Annotated in this window: 16 protein-coding genes; 6 read left to right on the top strand and 10 right to left on the bottom strand. The window is 61.3% G+C overall.

The features are described 5' to 3' along the window. Nucleotides 1-42: 42 nt before the first annotated feature. Nucleotides 43-1,548, bottom strand: coding sequence for an FAD-dependent oxidoreductase (locus ACWGTO_RS19195; protein WP_454576375.1), 1,506 nt, complete (start codon nt 1,546-1,548; stop codon nt 43-45). Nucleotides 1,549-2,279: 731 nt separating this feature from the next. Here ACWGTO_RS19195 and proC point away from each other — a divergent pair. Beyond that, on the top strand, nt 2,280-3,149 hold the full coding sequence (proC, locus tag ACWGTO_RS19190) for a pyrroline-5-carboxylate reductase (protein WP_454576374.1): 870 nt from the start codon (nt 2,280-2,282) through the stop codon (nt 3,147-3,149). Between the two features lie 174 nt (nt 3,150-3,323). On the opposite strand, the gene ACWGTO_RS19185 is transcribed toward proC, so the two are convergent. The 5 genes from ACWGTO_RS19185 to ACWGTO_RS19165 all read right to left on the bottom strand — a co-directional run bounded on the left by ACWGTO_RS19185 (nt 3,324) and on the right by ACWGTO_RS19165 (nt 9,234). Then, nucleotides 3,324-3,977 carry a GntR family transcriptional regulator gene (locus ACWGTO_RS19185; RefSeq protein ID WP_454576373.1) on the bottom strand — a complete coding sequence of 218 codons (654 nt, stop codon included), beginning with the start codon at nt 3,975-3,977 and terminating at the stop codon, nt 3,324-3,326. Nucleotides 3,978-4,097: 120 nt separating this feature from the next. After that, nucleotides 4,098-5,399, bottom strand: a complete 1,302-nt coding sequence (locus ACWGTO_RS19180; RefSeq protein ID WP_454576372.1) for an NAD(P)/FAD-dependent oxidoreductase — start codon at nt 5,397-5,399, stop codon at nt 4,098-4,100. A gap of 63 nt (nt 5,400-5,462) precedes the next feature. Beyond that, nucleotides 5,463-6,977, bottom strand: coding sequence for a glycerol-3-phosphate dehydrogenase (gene glpD / locus ACWGTO_RS19175; RefSeq protein ID WP_454576371.1), 1,515 nt, complete (start codon nt 6,975-6,977; stop codon nt 5,463-5,465). A 153-nt stretch (nt 6,978-7,130) separates the two neighbouring features. Then, entirely contained in the window at nt 7,131-7,865 is a 735-nt protein-coding gene (locus ACWGTO_RS19170) for a 4-hydroxythreonine-4-phosphate dehydrogenase (protein WP_454576370.1), read from the bottom strand. A 607-nt stretch (nt 7,866-8,472) separates the two neighbouring features. After that, nucleotides 8,473-9,234 carry a DeoR/GlpR family DNA-binding transcription regulator gene (locus ACWGTO_RS19165; RefSeq protein ID WP_454576369.1) on the bottom strand — a complete coding sequence of 254 codons (762 nt, stop codon included), beginning with the start codon at nt 9,232-9,234 and terminating at the stop codon, nt 8,473-8,475. 616 nt (nt 9,235-9,850) lie between these two features. Here ACWGTO_RS19165 and ACWGTO_RS19160 point away from each other — a divergent pair. The 5 genes from ACWGTO_RS19160 (at nt 9,851) to ACWGTO_RS19140 (ending at nt 14,285) form a co-directional block, all read left to right on the top strand. After that, nucleotides 9,851-10,954 (top strand): ABC transporter substrate-binding protein, encoded by a 1,104-nt coding sequence (locus ACWGTO_RS19160; protein ID WP_454576368.1) that lies wholly within the window; start codon nt 9,851-9,853, stop codon nt 10,952-10,954. A 68-nt stretch (nt 10,955-11,022) separates the two neighbouring features. Next, on the top strand, nt 11,023-12,132 hold the full coding sequence (locus ACWGTO_RS19155) for an ABC transporter ATP-binding protein (RefSeq protein WP_454576367.1): 1,110 nt from the start codon (nt 11,023-11,025) through the stop codon (nt 12,130-12,132). Then, nucleotides 12,129-13,043, top strand: a complete 915-nt coding sequence (locus ACWGTO_RS19150) for an ABC transporter permease (protein WP_454576366.1) — start codon at nt 12,129-12,131, stop codon at nt 13,041-13,043. The genes ACWGTO_RS19155 and ACWGTO_RS19150 overlap by 4 nt, the downstream gene beginning before the upstream one ends. Next, on the top strand, nt 13,040-13,879 hold the full coding sequence (locus ACWGTO_RS19145; RefSeq protein WP_454576365.1) for an ABC transporter permease: 840 nt from the start codon (nt 13,040-13,042) through the stop codon (nt 13,877-13,879). Before ACWGTO_RS19150 ends, ACWGTO_RS19145 begins: the two co-directional genes overlap by 4 nt. 211 nt (nt 13,880-14,090) lie before the next feature. Continuing rightward, a complete protein-coding gene (locus ACWGTO_RS19140) occupies nt 14,091-14,285 on the top strand; it encodes a hypothetical protein (protein ID WP_454576364.1) in 195 nt (64 codons plus the stop codon). Here ACWGTO_RS19140 and ACWGTO_RS19135 read toward each other — a convergent pair. The 4 genes from ACWGTO_RS19135 to ACWGTO_RS19120 form a co-directional block, all read right to left on the bottom strand. Next, a complete protein-coding gene (locus ACWGTO_RS19135) occupies nt 14,282-14,482 on the bottom strand; it encodes a hypothetical protein (protein WP_454576363.1) in 201 nt (66 codons plus the stop codon). The two genes, ACWGTO_RS19140 and ACWGTO_RS19135, sit on opposite strands and share 4 nt — an antisense overlap. Before the next feature lie 300 nt (nt 14,483-14,782). Next, the gene (locus ACWGTO_RS19130; RefSeq protein ID WP_454576362.1) at nt 14,783-16,207 is read right to left on the bottom strand and encodes an MmgE/PrpD family protein; all 1,425 of its coding nucleotides are present in this window, start codon (nt 16,205-16,207) and stop codon (nt 14,783-14,785) included. A gap of 108 nt (nt 16,208-16,315) precedes the next feature. Further along, nucleotides 16,316-17,128: an HpcH/HpaI aldolase/citrate lyase family protein gene (locus tag ACWGTO_RS19125; RefSeq protein ID WP_454576361.1), complete on the bottom strand. Its 813-nt coding sequence runs from the start codon at nt 17,126-17,128 to the stop codon at nt 16,316-16,318. Then, a complete protein-coding gene (locus ACWGTO_RS19120) occupies nt 17,122-17,967 on the bottom strand; it encodes an FAS1-like dehydratase domain-containing protein (RefSeq protein WP_454576360.1) in 846 nt (281 codons plus the stop codon). Before ACWGTO_RS19120 ends, ACWGTO_RS19125 begins: the two co-directional genes overlap by 7 nt. Nucleotides 17,968-17,979: the final 12 nt, after the last annotated feature.

Here is a 17,979-nt window from a genome sequence, read left to right as displayed (position 1 = left end):
CTACTTTCCAACTGCTTCTGTCGAACGCAGTTGGCTTGCGGCTTAGTCGAGACCCTCCTTCTCCATTACTTTCAGATGTCGATTGGCAACGGGCATGAAATGCTCCGCGCATTCCTCCCGATAGGCCTGACATTCCGCCTGGCGCCGTTCTTCTGTCCATGACAGCACCTGCGCGGCATATCTGGAGACCTTTTCAATGACGGACAGACCGAGATCGGGCTCCCATCCGTGAGGCAGTCGACGTCGCACAAGGTCGCTCAGACTGACAACGTGCTCGGTGCGCACGATCTCTGACACCAGGCCCTCGCTGATATCGAGATTCCCAAACGTCCTGCCGCGGCGGCGCATGGAGGCATCGGGAAGCGGCGTGCGGCTCGGCCGAATTCGTTGGGAAATCGCCCCGCGAACGAGGCGGGCCGCGTGACGGTTGACCATGATCGTCGCGCCGGTGACGGAGAAGACGCCGGGCTGCTCTTTTCGTTCCCTCACGCGCACCGGCGCGAACGGTTTTCCGTCGGCATCCGTCGACCACGGACGAACGCCACACCATCCATGGATCACGTCATTGGTTGTCAGATTGAGGCTGGGAAATATCGCGTTGGCTTCACGCAGCAGGTAGTCAATCTCTTCCGGCGTAACCCTCACCGAATCCGGATCGTCAGTGACCAGCGTTTCGGTTGGGCCGATGAAGTGATGGTCTCCCCAAGGCATGAAATAGAGCCCCAGTCCCTCAGCTTTGCTGGAGAACGTCTGCAGCCCTTGCCCCCGGTATTCTTCGGGGAGCTTGACCAGGAGATTTACGCCCTTCAATGGCGTGACGTGCCGTTCGAGGCTCTGCGTTGACGGCAGCAGCCGATCGATCCAGGGTCCCGTCGCATTGACCACCACTTTCGCCCGAATTTGAGAGGCGCCATGCCTTTCGGGCGATCTGTCTTCCATGGTCAGCTTCCAGCCATCGCCGTCGCGGGCGATATCCTCCACCGCCGTGTAGGTGCGCAGCGCCGCGCCGCATCTTTCCGCTTCGAGTGCCGTCTCGACGCAAATCCGCTCGGCCGAATGGTATTGGTATTCCTCAAGATAGCCGACCGAGTGCAGTCCAGATGCGAGTTGGGCAACGAGGCCGCTCTTCTGCTTCGCCTCAGCTATGGGAATTCGGCGATAGGCGAGGGGGACGTTGTCCGAAAACATCGTCAGCACCCGGAAGCCAAGATCGATCAACCATGCCGGATACTTCTGGTTGCTGCGATAGGGAAAATAGTAGGGCAGCTTTTCGAGCCGTTCGGGCATATCCCTGACCATTTCGGCCCGGCAACGCATGACAACCCAGCACAGGTGCAGACGTCGAGCGACATCCATGGGCCTGAAAAGCATCTGCCACAGGGGATAGTCAGGCTTCAGATAGGAAAGCCCGCAATAGAGGTTGCGGCTTGACCGGGATGACGTGGCGGCGCCGAAGTCGCCGCGGTCAATCAGGACGACGTCATAGCCCGCATTTGCAAGCTCCCTTGCGGTCGCGCAACCGACTATGCCCGCGCCCACGATCGCCACATCGTGAACTGCATTGCCTGCGTCTGCGATATCCCTAGGAGACATTATCCATTCCTGATAGGGCCTCGTCCCTTGCAGGCGAGACTGTATATTATCATTACATTTTGTATACGTTATTGCAAGAAAATATGTCTCCCGACCTCTCTCCCCTGACAACTGCCCGTTATGCGCGCGCCGTGGGCGCCCATGAATGCGGAAGTCGACCCAAATCCCGCCGGTGAGGGGCGTTCAGGATCCGCTGAGATTTGGTCCGGTCGAAGGGAGTTCCGTGATGGGAAAATCGCCCGGCATAGACAGCGGCAGGTGGCGGCATTCAGCGTCGCGCCTCATCACTCCACTTGGCGAAGTTGGCCGACTGGATACCTCAGAAGCCATTCCTCCAGGTCGAAACGTCAACCCCCTCGCAAGTCAGAGGTCGGATCGATGAGCTGCATTTATGGATACGATATTGCAGTTGCGCATATTATATGCGAGACGTGCATCCATGTCTTGGCGGACCTGGGATTTGTTTGGAGACGAAAAAAGGCCTGAGCAGAACGGTAGCGACACCTGATGGATCAGCGCTCCCGCAAGATCCACGTCGCCGCGGCGATTTGGTCTCGGGAAGCGCTTCCATCTGCCGAGAGTGCAGTGCGTTCCGGCCAGTAGCTTCGCCCTGAACGTGTCCTGGTCTCGGTCCTCAGCGACTAACGAGAGCCCGGGTTAGGCCAGTTTTGAAAGAGGAGAAGCCTATGGCACACATCGTTCTCGTGGGTGCTGGCAATATGGGCTTCGCAATGCTCAGCCGATGGCTTGCGGATCCCCAACACACCCCAGCGGTGGTGGAGCCGGCGATTCTGCAGCGATGTTCTGCGAAGGCACAGCACACTTTCTCGGTGGTTGAGCCCGTGGATGCTCTGCGCGAAAGGGCCGCCAAGATTGGTGCGGAGGTCTATGCCGACGCCGATCAGTTGCCGTCAGGCTCGGCGGCGGACGTTGTCGTCATTGCAACGAAACCCCAGACGGTCGGCGACGTGGCCGCGCTTTACGCATCCCGTCTCCTGGCCCCATCCGGATTGATTGTCTCTGTAGCGGCCGGGATCGGCATCGCCACCTTGGAAGGCCGGGCGGGAGGTCCCTTTGCCGTCATCCGCTGCATGCCGAACACGCCGGCCTCGATTGGCGAGGGGATGATGGTCTGCTGTTCGGGCTCGAACGCCTCTGCCCATCACCGCGCGGTCGCGCAGGAACTTCTGTCGGCCATTGGCAAGGTCGTCTTCATAGACGACGAGAACCTGATGGACGCCGTTACTGCCGTTTCGGGGTCCGGCCCGGCATACCTGTTTCTCTTTATCGAGGCTCTGTCCCAGGCGGCAAGAGGCGTCGGCCTTGACGAGGAACTTGCTCTGCAGCTTGCCAAACAGACCGTCTATGGGGCCGCGAAGCTGGTCATGGAAAGCCCTGAGCCTCCGGCAACCTTGAGGAGGCAGGTTACCAGTCCGAACGGGACAACCGCTGCCGCGCTCGATGTCCTTACACGCCCCGGCAGCGGATTGACTTCGCTGATCCATCAGGCCGTCTCCGCAGCAAAAAGCAGATCGGCAAAACTCGGAACGGGGTAGCATAGGGGCGAGCCGAAGGCCCGAGGAGAGGGACGATGGGAGCAATCGAACTCAGCGGGCTGACGGTCGGCTGTGAGCCTGCGCCATCAAGGCTCGGCGAAGATGAGCGACCGAACCCCGCTCCACGGCATTTTTGCCTTGGGCTCTTGTCGCTGGTTGCAACGCGGCATGCGGTCAGCTGCCGCGCAGTTCCTGAAGCCTGTCGACCAGGAACTTGCCGCTGGTGATGATGTGCGTCTCCAGAAGGCTGACGGCGCGCAACGTATCCTTGGCTTCGCACAGCTCAATGAGTTGCCAGTGATCGCGATCGGACTGAATCTGGATCTCGGTGAGCGACACCATCATGCGGGTATAGCGCTCCAACTGCTGGTAGATGCGTCCCACCAGTTCGATCGTCGCCTTGCGGCCGGACGGCGCGTAAAGCGCGGCGTGGAAGTTCCAGTTCAGCTGGTTGGAGTACTCGCCAGCCTTGCCCTGCTCCTGATGTTGTCTTGCCGTTTCCCGGGCGAGCGCGAAGTCGGCATCGGCCATCCTTGGGATGGCAAGGGCAAGCAGCCACGTCTCGATCCGAGCCCGCAATTCAAACAGCTCGAGGATCTCGTCGAGCGAGATCGAGGATACGACGGCACCTTTGTGCGAGACCAACGTGACGAACCCTTCCGAATGAAGCTGGTGCAGCGCCTCGCGCACCGGTATCCGGCTTACACCGAACTCGGTGGCAAGATGCTCCTGCCGCAGTTGGGCATTGGCCTCGAATTCACCGATCAGGATTTTCTGCCTGATAGCGTCGGCGACCTGGGCCGATATGGTTTTCTTCTGTACGAGCATGGATCAGCCTAAGGGGGCGGCGCTTTGTTTGCTAGCGACGCGATTTTGATTTAGGAAACGGACACATAGCATCGCTCACAGGTTGTTGTCACTCCGATGCCGTGGGCCGTTGGTTCCGCTTCAGTAGACATGTTCCTGGATAGGCTGGTTGCCTGCGATACGCTCGTAGCGGAAGGCCGAAAGATCGATGGAGCGGTATTGCCCGTAGACAATCAGATCGCTCACGCCTGAGCCTGTCGCCGCCGCATGCATCATGCCGTGACCGCTGAAGCCTGTGGCCAGCACGAAGTTCGGTATTTCCGGGTGACATCCTATGATGCCGCTATGGTCGAAGGTATTGTATTCATAGAGGCCTGCCCAGGCGCGGAGCATGCGCAATTGTTCGAAGCCGGGCACCCGATGGGCCAGCGCCGGCCAGATCACCTCGTTGAACAGGTCGTAGTCCACTTCCAGGCTAAAATCGTCAGGATCATTCTCTTGCACGGGCGGAACGCCGCACAGGAAGAGCTGGCCTTCCGGCCGCAACCAGAAGCCGCTGGTATCGAAGACGAATGGGCAGTTCTCGATCCGTGCCGGGGTTTCGAAGACGAAGACGCATCGCTTGCTCGGGACGACCGGCAGATCGGTCCCCGCCAGCCGTGCGATGCCCGCGCTCCACGGTCCGGCTGCATTGATGACCGTGCCGGCCGAGAGGCGTTGGCCATCATCCAGCACCACCTCGCCGACCTTGTTGCGAGCAGCCATGGCCAGCCCGGTCACAGTCGCCGCAATATACTCGACCTTCTGGACGCGCGCCTTTCGTTTGAACGCCTGCATCAGGCCCGGTCCGTCGAACCAGCCCTCGCAGCCTCGGCCGAATGAGCCGAGCGCGAGGTCGTCCGCGTTCAGCCAGGGAAAGAGTCGCGCCAGATCGGCCTGCTCGATCAGCTCGATTTCGACGCCCATGTCGCGCTGAACGCGGTTCTTGGCGTGCTGCGCTTCGGCCCGCTCGGGGGTCGTCAGCACAAGATAGCCAGGCTGGTGAAGTCCGATGTCCGCCGGCTCGCCGTCGATGGCAAGTCGCGTGCCCACTTCGCGCAGGAAGTCGAGGCTGAACTTCGACATTGCGATGTTCGGCGGCGTGCCGAACTGTTGACGTATGGCGCTGGTCGACAATGATGAGGAAGAGGCGGTGTAGTAGGGATCTCGCTCGATCACCGCGATGCTGCCGTCAAAATCCGGATTAGCCGACAGAAAATAAGCTATAGAACTGCCGACCACTCCGCCGCCGATGATCACCACGTCATAATGCGTACCCATGACCAAACCGTTGTGATCCTGCCTCGAATGCCATGTGAAATTGGATACTATGAGCGTCCAACTCACTACCATACCCCGGTTTTCAATGCGAAAAAAGGGGGGTCGGCAACAATTGGTATACATTATCCAATTTTCTGACAGTCTCGCGCCGGACATAGAGCAGCGCTGGCACGGCTTGACGTGACCTCACCCGGGGTGCGCCATGAAGGCATCCAACTGCCGGATTTCGTCGTGCGAAAGGCGGAGACCGAGTTTCGTGCGGCGCCAGAGTACGTCTTCGGCGGCGACCGCCCACTCCGTCTCCATCAGGAACCTGACCTCCCGTTCATAGAGATCGCCACCGAAATGACGCCCCAAATCGGCAAGGCGGGTGCAGCCTGCGAGCAGATCGTCGGCACGCCTGCCATAGGTTTGCACGTATCGATTTGCCTGTTGCTCATCCAACCATGCGTGGCGCGATCGAAAGCCGGCTCTGAAACCGGCGAGACCCCCGACCCCCAACTCGCCTCCAGGGAGGACCTCGGCCGCCGTCACACACGTCCTGGGCCAGCGCATGATTGTCGCGAGTTCTCGCATCGCATGCTCCGCTAAGCGGCGATGCGTGGTTAGCTTTCCGCCGAAAATCGTAAGGGCGGGCGCCTCCCCGTGCGGCTTGTCGACCTCGAAGGAATAGTCGCGCGTGAGGGTTGACAGGTCCCCGTCACGTGTTGCGCCCACTTCGAACAACGGCCTTATGCCGGAGAAGGTCCATACAATGTCCGTGCGTCGCACCGGCCGCTTCAGGAAAGCGTTCACCTCGCCTAGGAGGTAGTCGATTTCCTTCTCGGAAATAGCAACCTTCGCAGGGTCGTCTTCCCAAGGCTCATCGGTCGTTCCAATCAGGGTAAAATCGCCCTCATAGGGCAGCGCTTCGATCAGCCGGCGGTCGCTCGTCTGTAGAAAGTAGCCGTGCTCACCGGCCCACTGGCGCGGAACGACAAGGTGGCTGCCGCGCACCATGCGCAGCTTCCTTGCGGTTTGAATGCCTTCAACCTTGCCGGCGACATCGATGACCCAAGGACCACCGGCATTGACCAGAGCTCTTGCCGAGACGACTTGTGCGACGCCGTCCGGGTCGCGGACTTCGACGCGCCATAGCCCGTTCTCACGCCGGGCAGTGGTGAACCGATGGCGGGCCAGGATTTTTGCCCCATGCCGCTGCGCCCCCAGCAGATTCGCTATGACCAGTCGCGCGTCATCCGCTCGGCAGTCGGAGTAGGCGAACGCGTGGCGGTAGTCATCCTTCAGCGCTGTTCCGACCATGTGCTGGCGCAAATTCACCAGCTGAGAGCGCTTCAACACGCGGCGGCGCGCGAGATAGTCGTAGAAGAACAAGCCAAGCCTGATCATCCAGCGAGGCCTCTGCGATGCCACGTGGGGAAGGACGAAGCGAAGCGGCCGCACCAGGTGAGGAGCCTTTGCCATCAGGATTTCCCGTTCGCGGAGCGCTTCGCGCACCAGCCTGAAATCAAAGGTCTCCAGATAACGAAGTCCGCCATGCGCCAGCTTGGACGAACGGGACGAAGTGCCTTGCGCGAAATCTTGCATCTCGGCCAGCGCTACGCTCAGTTCGCGACTGGCGGCATCGCATGCGATTGCCGCGCCGTTGATGCCGCCACCGATCACGAAAAGATCGTAGACCTTGTCTTGTCCAATCGACATGCCTGAACAGTTCCTCCGTCCGACAAACGACAACACGGGACTTCGACCGAGGTGATGGATATCGGCAGTCGCACGCTCATGCGGCTTTTGGCATTTGTGGGACCGGACGCCAAGGCAGGCCGCAATGTCGCCCGCCTTCAGGCGGACGTCGCGTCAGAGAAATCCGGCGTCTCCGTGGGCCCCACTGAGCGACCCCGACCGATGCGGTTCACCTGCCATGGTCTTGCCGGCGGCGTCCAGAATGGTCTGAAGCTGTCCGCGCAGTGTCCTTTCCCCGGCGAAAGCCCTTTCGAAAACGGCACCGCCGACGGTGAAACCCCAAGCCCCGAGACCGGATACGGTTCTGATCTGCTCGACGCTCGCAATGCTCCCGGCTACTATCAGAGGGAGGTCGACACCGGCAACCACGTCGGTTATCAGGGTCTCCACATCGCCATTGAAGCGATAGGCCAGCAGATCGAGGCCGGCAACGCCCTCTCTTGCGCAGAGCGCGCGCGCACTCGCCACGATCTCCTCAGGCTCGCCTGTCAACTTGCTGGGATGGCCCACGATCGTTCCGGGAAAAGGCATATACTTGATGCCGCTGCCGGCAAGTATCTCTGTGGCCTCGTAGGCATGTGTGCCGCCGAGGATGTAGTCAACGCCGATCTCCAAGCCCGCGCGAATGGAACGAAGTTCATCGTCCTTCGTCTGGCTGACGACTTCCAGCATGACCTCCGGGCCGTTTGACCGAATGCTCTCCGCGAGCGCCTTCAGCTCGGGCACGGGCAATCCAATATCCTTGAAGCCGACGAATGGAATTGGAAGGTCGGCAACTTCTTCGAAAACGGCGCGCGCGTCCGGAACCGTGACGTCGTTCTGCGTCAACATGAAAATAAATCGGGACATGGTGAAATCTCCAGTAGGTCAAACCACATGCAGTGTCGGGAGCGGCGCGTGAGCCGATCGCTGCCAGAGTCACGAAGGCGATCAGAGGTCGCCGCCGGCAAACAAATAGTCGGCCAAGCCACGAAAGCCGCGCATCAACTAGGGTCGAAAGTCTGCTGCGCCCGACACGAGCCCGCATGCAATGGCTAGGATAACGACCTTCGCCGCGGCCTTTGACAGTCGCGCCATCCACTCCATGGCCCGCATAGCATCGCGATGTTTCTTACGCAACCAGATTTGTTTGAAGTGATACATTTTGCGCGCTAGTCGCCCATATTATGCTGGAGCCATTCGCGGGCGCTTGCGCGGGCGGGGCCGACCTGGCCACCGGTCCCCGCATGGGCCTCCTTCGCCGGCGGGACGTCGCCCGGCTGTGCCGTTTTCGAAGCCGCCGTTTCTGCAGAGGTTTCCAGACGTCGCCTAACCGGTCCTGCCGCGGCAGGCCCGAATGATCACGCCGCGGCAGGGTCAAGAAGGGGAATAGCCGCCACCATGCCCTGACCGGCTCGCGCACGGCCACGGGGCACGCCGCATCAGGCCACCGACGCGTCTGGGAGACGTTGGAATGTCAAACCATATGCACGCGAACCCCTGCGCGCGCAATCTCCACGGGCAGGGCCGCATCGGAAGCCTCATCCGTTATGAGATGGTCCACGACATCGAACCCGCAGACTCGCGTCATTGCCGCGCGACCGAACTTCTGATGATCGCACAGGAGCATCCGGGTCTTGGCGTTCGCGATCATCGATTTCTTCACCCAGGCAAAGTCGGGATCAATCTCGTAGACGCCGCCGTCGGCCACGCCGGTGCCGCTGAAAACAAACTTGTCGGCGCGAAAATTCGTAAGAAATTCAGTGGTTTCCGACCCTGATACGCCGCCTTGAGCGTGGGAATAAACTCCAGGACATAGGATGAGGCTCAACTGCGATGTCGCGCCGACGGCGGTCACCAGGTTCCAGTTGTTGGTGATGATGCGCACATGCACGCCGCGCATGGCCAGATGACGCGCGAAGCGCGTCGTCGTCGAGCCGGCGTCGACCATGACGACATCGCCCGGTTCAATCATCGAGGCTGCGTATTGCGCTATGCGGCTGCGCTCCTCCACCAACAATTGATCGCGCTCGGCCAGACTTGCTTCGAACCCCATCGGAATCGGGAAGGCGCCGCCATAGGTCCGGTTGATCTTGCCCTCTTCGTGCAGTTCATCGAGGTCGCGCCGAATAGTCTGAACATGGACGTCAAGCCGTTCGGCAATCTCCGAGGCACGTATCGCCGGGCGGACGCTCAACTCCGTGAGGATCTGTCGATGACGATCCGCCTTGCGTGACATCTGCTGGTCTTCTCGGTTGTTCCGACGCCGCGCGCGGGTCGTGCAGTTGATCGATCGAGTTCAACACTCCCGATCATCGATAGCCGGGCGGCGATCAAGATTCAACGGAGGCGGCCCATGCCTCAGTCGATGTTGCGCGTATAACATTCTTGCGTCTAACTGCAACAAATTCGATCGTTCCCAAACATTTCAAGGATGAGAACGCGTATGCTGCCGCACGGTGTGCCGGTGGCGCCCCCCCGCAACCAAGCAAAGAAATTCCCTGTTGTAAAAAAACTTTCTGCATGGTAATGTATCCAAAATTTCAGATGCGTATACAAATTGGCGATCGTCGTAGCCTGATACCGTCAGGACAAGCCGCTCGGACGTGAACCCATATGTCGCGCCGTGCCTTGATCTGGGAGAGTGAAACTGGCGACGACTAAGGCCTGCCGGTTCCTCGGTTCTGAGGTGCTTCAGGACGACTGTTTGGGTGAACACATATTGCTGACATTGTCCCCGGCGCCTTGAAGCCGGGTGCGCAAAGCGCCCTGATGAAGGAAGTTGCAACTCCCTTCAAAAGGCTGGCGCAGCAATCGGAAAACGACACTTTGGCTTGAGAATGGGAGACCGCAAAATGATCCTGCCGCATCGTCCGCTAATCGGCATGAACCGCAGAAAATTCCTTGGCCTGGCGTCGAGCTCGGTGGCCTTCGCCTCGATGGCGCGTTTTGGCACCGCTCGAGCCGAGGGCGTCGAATCCCAGCTCAGCGTGATGGGTTGGGCCGACTATATCAACCCGGCGAATATCGAAGAATGGGAGAAGGCGAACAGCTCCAAGTTCGTCTACGACAATTACGCCAGCAACGAGGAGATGTTTTCCAAGTTGCAGCTGTCGCAGGGCAACAGCGGCTACGACGTCGGCATGAACACCGACTTCATGATCAAGCTCCTGATCGACAAGGGCCTGATCCAGAAGCTCGACAAATCATTGATCCCCAACATCAAGAACATCCTGCCAAGCTACGCCAATCCGCCCTATGATCCGGACAATCTCTACACCGTTCCGAAGAGCGGCGGATCGCAGGGCTTCATCTACGACAAGACGGTGATCACGCGACGGATGAAGACCTGGGGCGACTTCCTGGACGCAATCCAGAACGAGGCGAGCGGCCGGACCTCGCTGCTCGACGACCCACTGGCCGCCGCGCCGATTATCTGGTCGAAGGGCCTTTCGTGGAACACGACCGAGGAATCCGCCTTGAAGGACGCCGAGGCCATGGTCGAAGTGCTGGCCAAGCACATCAAGAGCTTCAACTCCTACCCGGTACAGGACGTGGCATCGGGATCGGTCATTCTGGCCCAATGCTGGAACGGCAATGCCAAGCAGGCAATCGATGCCTCCAAGAACGAGAACCTGGTGTTCGTCTATCCGGAGCCCAAGTCCGAGCTGTGGCTGGACAGTTACCACCTGCCGGTCGGCGGCAAGAGCCTGAAGGCGGCGCATTCCTGGATCAACTTCATTCTCGACCCGGCCGTCGCGGCAAAGGAGACCGCTTACACCGGCTTCCTGTCGCCGGTTGCCGGCAGCGAGGCGCATCTCGATCCTAAGGTTGCCGCGGATCCGCTGATCTTTATGCCACCGGAAGCCTTGGCTCGTGGCGAGCGCACTCAACGCAACGAGACGTACAACCGGCGCGTCGCCATTCTCACTAAGTTCAAGGCAGCGGCAGCTCAATAGAGCGTCGAAGGCGAGACAATGGCGCCGGGCTGCAGCCCGGCGCTTCTATTGTGGAAAGAGCGCAACCGATGTCGGCAGACATTGAAATCGACCAAGTGACCAAACTCTACGGCACGTTCAGAGCCGTGGACGACGTCTCCCTCAAGATCCAGAACGGCTCCTTCATTTCCCTGCTCGGTTCTTCCGGAGCCGGCAAGTCGACCATCCTTCGCATGATCGGCGGCTTCGAATTGCCGGACTACGGAACCGTGCGGATCGGTGGCAAGGACGTCACGCTGCTGCCGCCTTATTCCCGCGACGTGAACACCGTGTTTCAGAACTACGCCCTGTTCCCGCATATGAATGTTGCTGAGAACGTGGCCTACGGGTTGCGCCGGGACGGTGTCGCGCTCGACGAGAGGCGGCGGCGCGTGCGGGAAGCTCTCGATATGGTCGAGATGCTGTCCTACGCCGAGCGGCGGCCAACCCAGCTCTCCGGCGGTCAGCAGCAACGGGTCGCGCTGGCGCGCGCCATCGTCAAACGCCCTTCCGTCCTCCTTCTCGACGAACCGCTCGGCGCCCTCGATCGCAAGTTGCGGCAGCAGATGCAGGTCGAGCTCAAGCTGCTGCAGCGCCAACTCGGGCTGACCTTCGTGTTCGTGACCCACGATCAGGAGGAAGCACTGGCGATGTCCGATCAGATCGCGGTGATGCGACATGGCAGGATCGAGCAGCTCGGCGGTCCGACCGAGCTTTACGACATGCCGTCGACGGCTTTCGTTGCCAGTTTCATCGGCACCCAGAACTTCCTCGCGGGAACAAGGGTCGACTCCACGACCACCATGCGCAGGGAAGGCGGCGCAAACCTGACCGCTGGCCGGATCGTCGGCGATTTGCCGCGCAACGCACAGGTGCTTGGCGCCGTGCGGCCGGAAAACGTCATGCTCTCGATGGACGAGCCGAAGGCTTCGGCCAATCGGTTGCGGGCAACGGTTGCGGCCAGCGTGATGCTTGGCGACACGCTCGAATTCATCCTCATGCTCGATGGCGGACGCGAGTTCATGGCGCGCATGCCCCGGCGTGGCGCTGAAATCCTGCCGTCGGGGGCAGAGATCTGGGCGCATTGGGAGGTGCCGTTCTTCACCATGTATCCCTATGAGGACCTGCAGGCCAAGCCCGGCATGGGAGGGGTTCAATGACCCTCGTCGCGGCACCGCTGCGCCGACGTAGCTCCCTGGTGCCGCGCTGGATCATGGCATGGCCCGCACTTGCCTGGTGGACCTTCTTCTTCGTCATCCCGCTGGCCTGGATCATCGTCTATAGCTTCGGCACCGTGCCGGCCGACAACGCCGCCGGTCCCGTGGCGCTCGACACACTGTCGTTCAACAACTACGCCGAATCGTTGAGCGAGATCTTTTTTCGCGTCTTCGGCATCACGATGCGCACCGCGGGAACGGGGACGCTCCTTTGCGCCCTGCTTGGCTTTCCCGCGGCCTATGCGCTGGCGCTGCATGTGCCGTCGCGCTGGCGTTCGCTGCTGGTCTTCCTGCTGATCCTGCCCTACTGGACGAGCTTCCTACTCAGGACCTTTGCCTGGCGCATCATTCTTGCTCCTGACGGGACGCTTGCTCACATCCTGAAAGGCAGCGGACTGATCAGCGGGCCGCTGCTGATGCTCGACACCAATTCCGCAGTGCAACTCGGTATCGTCTACAACTACCTGCCCGTGATGATCCTTCCTGTCTATGTGGCGCTTGAGAAGATCGATCCCTCGCTTCTCAGGGCGAGCATGGATCTCGGCGCGGGTCCGGTCAGGACCTTCTTGGCCGTGACGCTTCCGCTTGCCACGCCCGGCCTCTTCGGCGGCTTGCTACTCAGCTTCATCCTCGCCGCAGGAGACTATGTCGTACCGACCATCCTCGGCGGTACCAAGGGCCTGATGGTCGGCAATCTGGTCGCGACTCAGACCCTCGCGTCGCATAACCTGCCGCTTGGCGCCGCAATGGCAGTGCTGCTGATCGTGCTCCTGTCGCTCATCGTACTGGCGGCGGGCGTGCTGTTCTGGGTGGCGCGGGCAACGGCTCGCTATCTCAGGGGACCAGCCCTATGACCTTGCCCGCCAACCGCCCAGCGCCGAGCTATGGCCGTCTGCTGCTTCAAGTCTGGCTGGGGGTGGTGTTCCTGTTCCTGTTCCTGCCGATCTTCGTGATTGTCGTTTACAGTTTCAACGGCGGCCGCAACCTCTACGTCTGGACGGAATGGTCGGCGCACTGGTACGCGGAAGCGATCGGCAATCCGCGCGCCGTCGGCGCGCTGTGGGTGTCGTTGCGTATCGCCATCCTCAATTCTCTTATTGCCGTGGCCCTTGGCGTGTTGGCCGGCATTGCATTGGCTCGCCGCAAGGGTGTGTGGACGAGCCCTTATCTGGCACTGATCTTCGTCATTCTGTGCATTCCGGAATTGGTCTCCGCCATCGGGCAGATGATCTGGCTCGATCGCATCGGCCTTTTCAATGGCCTGGCCCGGCTTGCGGTGGGACATTCCCTGTTCAACATGGCGGTGGTGGCGCTGGTGGTGAAGGCGCGCGCCGAAGGGGTGGGCGAAACGCTGGAGCAGGCCGCTGGCGACCTCGGTGCAAGGCCATGGCGCGCCTTCATCGACGTGACGCTGCCGATGATGTTTCCGGCTGTGCTCGCCGGCATGCTGCTATCCTTCACGTTCTCATTCGACGACGTGATCATCTCGTTGTTCGTTCAGCGGCCAGGCTCGTCGACCTTTCCGATCTATATCCTGTCGTCGATGAAGGCGGGCCTCAAGGGAGACGTCGCAGCGCTTGCAGTCATCACCTTGATGGTGAGCGTCGTCGGCATCGCCGTCGCCGCGTTTTTGCTTGCTCGTGGATCCAGCGGGACCAAAGGCAAGACGTTGGGCGGCCTTATCGGCTAGTCGACTCGCCGTTGCGCTCGCTCGCCTTGCGAAACCCCGGACTCGCCACGTTGAACGCCTTGGAGAGTTCAGGGAAATCCTGATCGTAACTCGACGCGAAGGCGTCCGCAACATGCATCATACCCGGGTAGTGTCTCAGTTTGAAATTTCACCGTCTCATCAAAGCTTCATGAACGTTTGCTAAAGCGATCCCCGTTCGGGGGAACAATTGGTGGACGAAGAAAGCCCGTATCGGGAAGCCTATCGATTGCAGCGCGTGGTTGATGGCAACGCCACGACCATAGCGACCTTCCATTCGGCCAAAGAAGCTCTGGCGATCATGCCTAGCTTGGACGAGAGCAATCGGCTCATGCGCGGCGATAAGCAGATTTGGCCGAATGAGGCTTCATCCGGCCGCGCTTCCTAACTGCCAGGTTTCAGCTTGGAACGAATGCTGCCGATGGCATGGACAATGGCATCGGCAGCCTCGCAGTCCAGCGCGATCTCCACAATGCCTTCGGTTGTCTTGATCGATAGGATACCGAGCCCACCCTTGTCATCATCGACCGTGCCGACATGGATTTCTGTCGGTACGAAAGGCGCGGCCTTGTCCTTTGGCTTCATCGTCCACCTGTGCAGAAGGCAACGACAATTGCCGAAAGCCGGCGTCATATTCAAGCCCGCCGGGCTGGCCGGCGCGCACGGGGGTTCTTCTTGAGGGCTTTATGCTGCGCCGGCCAATGCGGGTCTTAAGGTGGCAACTTTCCTCCCGCGCACGCAATCTAGAGACGTATTAGCAATTGCTCAATTTAGACCGAATGCCCAAACTCTATGGGGCCAAACGCTCAAGCGCGCTTTTTGTAGGGGCCGCGCTTGCCCGGCTTAGGCGCAACGGCGTCCATCTTCTCGCAAAGGTCTGGCGGATCAGTGATCCTCTGGACGCTGAACGGCTCTAGCGTCAGGCAAAATCACGGCCCAGCCCTCCACAATGTCTGCCGGGCCGTCGGTGTCTCCCAGGCTCCATATGCGTGATATTAAGGCTCGCATCTCGCCGGCGGAGGCGCCGCCTCGAAATTCTGCGAGCCGTACGGCCTTGGCTTCCAGTTCCTGCCTGGCAAGCGTGTTGCCGGGATCGCCCTTGGGCTCGTCGACGCGTGAGGACAATTTGCGACCGTCAACGGTGGTGACGCTGACTTTCCCCACCCATTGCTTCGGATAGAGCGTGTCGACCTCCTGGTCGAATTCCATGCGTACCTTCTTGCGGAAATGGCCGACACGCGCATCGGACAGCGCGTGCCGCTCGAAGGCGTCGAGATTGGCAACCCCGTGGACGGCGATCAGTCCCAGCACGGTGCCCATGGAGAATTTCGCCTGATGAACCGTCTGCGGCACGTCCACGGCGCCCAGGACATCGATGGCTCCCTGGTGGACATGGGTCACCACCTCCGCCACGTCGCCGGCGCCGAGCCCTTCGCGGCGCATGAGAAGTTGAAGGGCATCGGCAGCGGGATGCGTGTGCCGGCAGGAGGCGTGCCATTTGAAGGACGTCTCCTCCGTCGCCCATCGGCTGCCGAGGCCGTCCGTCAAACGCGCCGGGTCGGCATCGCTGGACATGCCGGCGGCCATGCCTTTCTTCCCTTCGAGGATACGGGCGGCGCCCCTGAAGCCATCGCGTGCCAGATAAGCCGCGGTCAGGCCATTGGCGGCGGCCCGCGCCGTATGGAGCTGCTTGGAATCGGCGGCATCGCGCAGGAATTCCCAGAGGCCGGCGGCCTGGGTGCCGGCGGAGCCGAGAGCGTGGTTGAGGTGGCCGGCGTCCAGCCCGATCAGCTTGCCGACCGCCGCGGCTGCCGCAACCGCGCCGGCCGTGCCCGTCGTGTGGAAGATTTCGTAGTGCGAGCGGCCCAGGAACTCGCCGACGCGGATGCCCACCTCATAGCCCGCGATGCAGGCCGTCAGGATCTCGCGCCCTGTCTTTTCCTCAGCCTCGGCAACGGCCAGAACGGCCGGAAAGATCACAGCCGCCGGATGGAAGACCGAGCCGTTGTGAACGTCGTCCTGTTCCACGACATGCGAGGCGGCTGCGTTGACCATCGCCGCGAAATAGGGGCTGGTGCGGCGTCGGGTCGGAATCACGGTGCTTGGGCCATCCACCGGCCCCATCGCACGAGCGAAACGTTCGATGAGCTCGACCTGCGCAGCGCCCTTACCGGCAAGGGCCGAACCTAGCCAGTCGATCATCAGCCCCTTGGCAAAATGAACAACGCGCGGTGGAATCCGTTCGAAATCGAGCGCGGCGACAAATGAGCAAAGTCTGGCGCTTGGCCAATCAGCTGTTTCCACGATCATCTGCATTCCTCGCAGCAATTCAGCGCTTGGGAGCATCGCTGAACGGCTCCAACTACCGTTCCCACCCTGCTTGCGATCGCAAACCATCGCGCATGCTTCCTTCAGTTGCTAGCCTGGGGCAATCCTGCGCAGGATTTGCCTCGCCCGCTCGATCACCGGCTTGTCCACCATCTCGCCGTTCACCTGGACGGCCTCGCCCGAAGACGCTGCTTCGACGATATCGCGCGCCCAGTCGATTTCGCTCTCGCTCGGACGAAAGGCGCGGCCGATCGGCTCGATCTGCCTCGGGTGAATCGCCATCTTGCCGCCGAAGCCCATCTTCATTGCGTGGCGCGCGTCGTCTTCGGTGACTTCGGGATTGCTGAGATCGGCTGTTACGCCGTCGATCGGCGCCGACTTGTTCGCCGCGCGCGAACGCCAGACGATTTCGCCGCGCGCCTGAAGCAACGTCAATCGGTCATGCGCGCAATTGAGATCGAGCGCGAAGTCGACCGAACCGAAGGCGACGGCATCGACGCCTGGGGCGGCCAGGATGTCCGGCAGATTTGCCAGCCCGACGGCGCTCTCGATCAGCGCGATCACGCTGAGGCTGCGACCGATGCGGCTGGTGACGCTGGCGAAGTCTTCCGGACGCTCCGCCTTGGAAAGCATGACAGAGATGCCGTCTAGATGCCGCACGGCGTCGATGTCGGCCGCATGCCAAGGCGTGCCGACCGCGTTGACGCGAACGATGACAGGAGACCTCAGCGTTCCCGCGTGGGCGACGAACGCCTCGCGAGCGCGGTCCTTGTCGACCGGCGCGACGGCATCCTCGAGGTCGACGATGACGGCGTCGGCCCCGCTGCCGTCGGCCTTGGCGAACCGCTCCGGCCGGGAGCCCGGCACGAAAAGCGGCACGACGGGTGTCACGAAGCTCACCATTGCGCCGTGGCCTTCACCGTCACCTGTCCGTCCGAAGCCCGCACGTCCATTTCCATCTCGTCCCTTCCATGGGGCGTTCCGCTCAGGAGCAGGGTCTGCGGGCCTATCGCCGGGCGCACACCGCGGAACGAGAAGCGGCGCGGCGGCTTTCCGGCAATGATGGCGGCGAAATTCATGAGCAGCGTTGCCTGGAGCGGACCGTGGATGACGAGGCCGGCATAATGCTCGACCCTCGTGGCATAAGGCGCGTCGTAGTGGATGCGATGCGCGTTGAAGGTCAGTGCGGAATAGCGAAACAGCAGCACGGGATCGACGTCGACGATCCGCTCATGCGATGTGGCCAGCCTGGGACCCGCCGGCTGCGCGGGCGCCGGCGCGGCGGCGCCGTCTTCCGCTCCGCGATAGACAATGCTCTGGTCCTCCTCGATAACGAGGCCGTCGGCATTTGCGAATTCGTGGCGGACCGTGACGAAGATCAGCCGACCGGAACGGCCTTGCTTGTCCTCGATGGCGCTTATCGTCGAACGGTGGCGGATGATGTCGCCGTTGCGGATCGGCGCCAGGAAACGTGTGTCGCTGCTCGCCCACATACGGCGCGGAAGCGGCACCGGCGGCAGGAAACCGCCCTTTGCGGGATGCCCGTCCGGACCCAGTTCACGTGCGTCGGCGTTATCGGGCGTCAAGCACCAGTGCAGGCCGGGCGGAGCGTCGTCGAGGCGCACGGCGTGAGGCCCGAGCGTTGCCTCGAAGCTGGCGCGCAGGCGAGGGGTCACGATGTCCTCGACCTCGCGGGTGCGCCCGACCCAATTCTGCAGCGTCGCACTCGAATCCAGGCTCATTCGACCTCCTCG

This window comes from Mesorhizobium sp. PL10, assembly GCF_053714315.1.
This window is presented reverse-complemented; position numbering and strand designations above follow the sequence as displayed.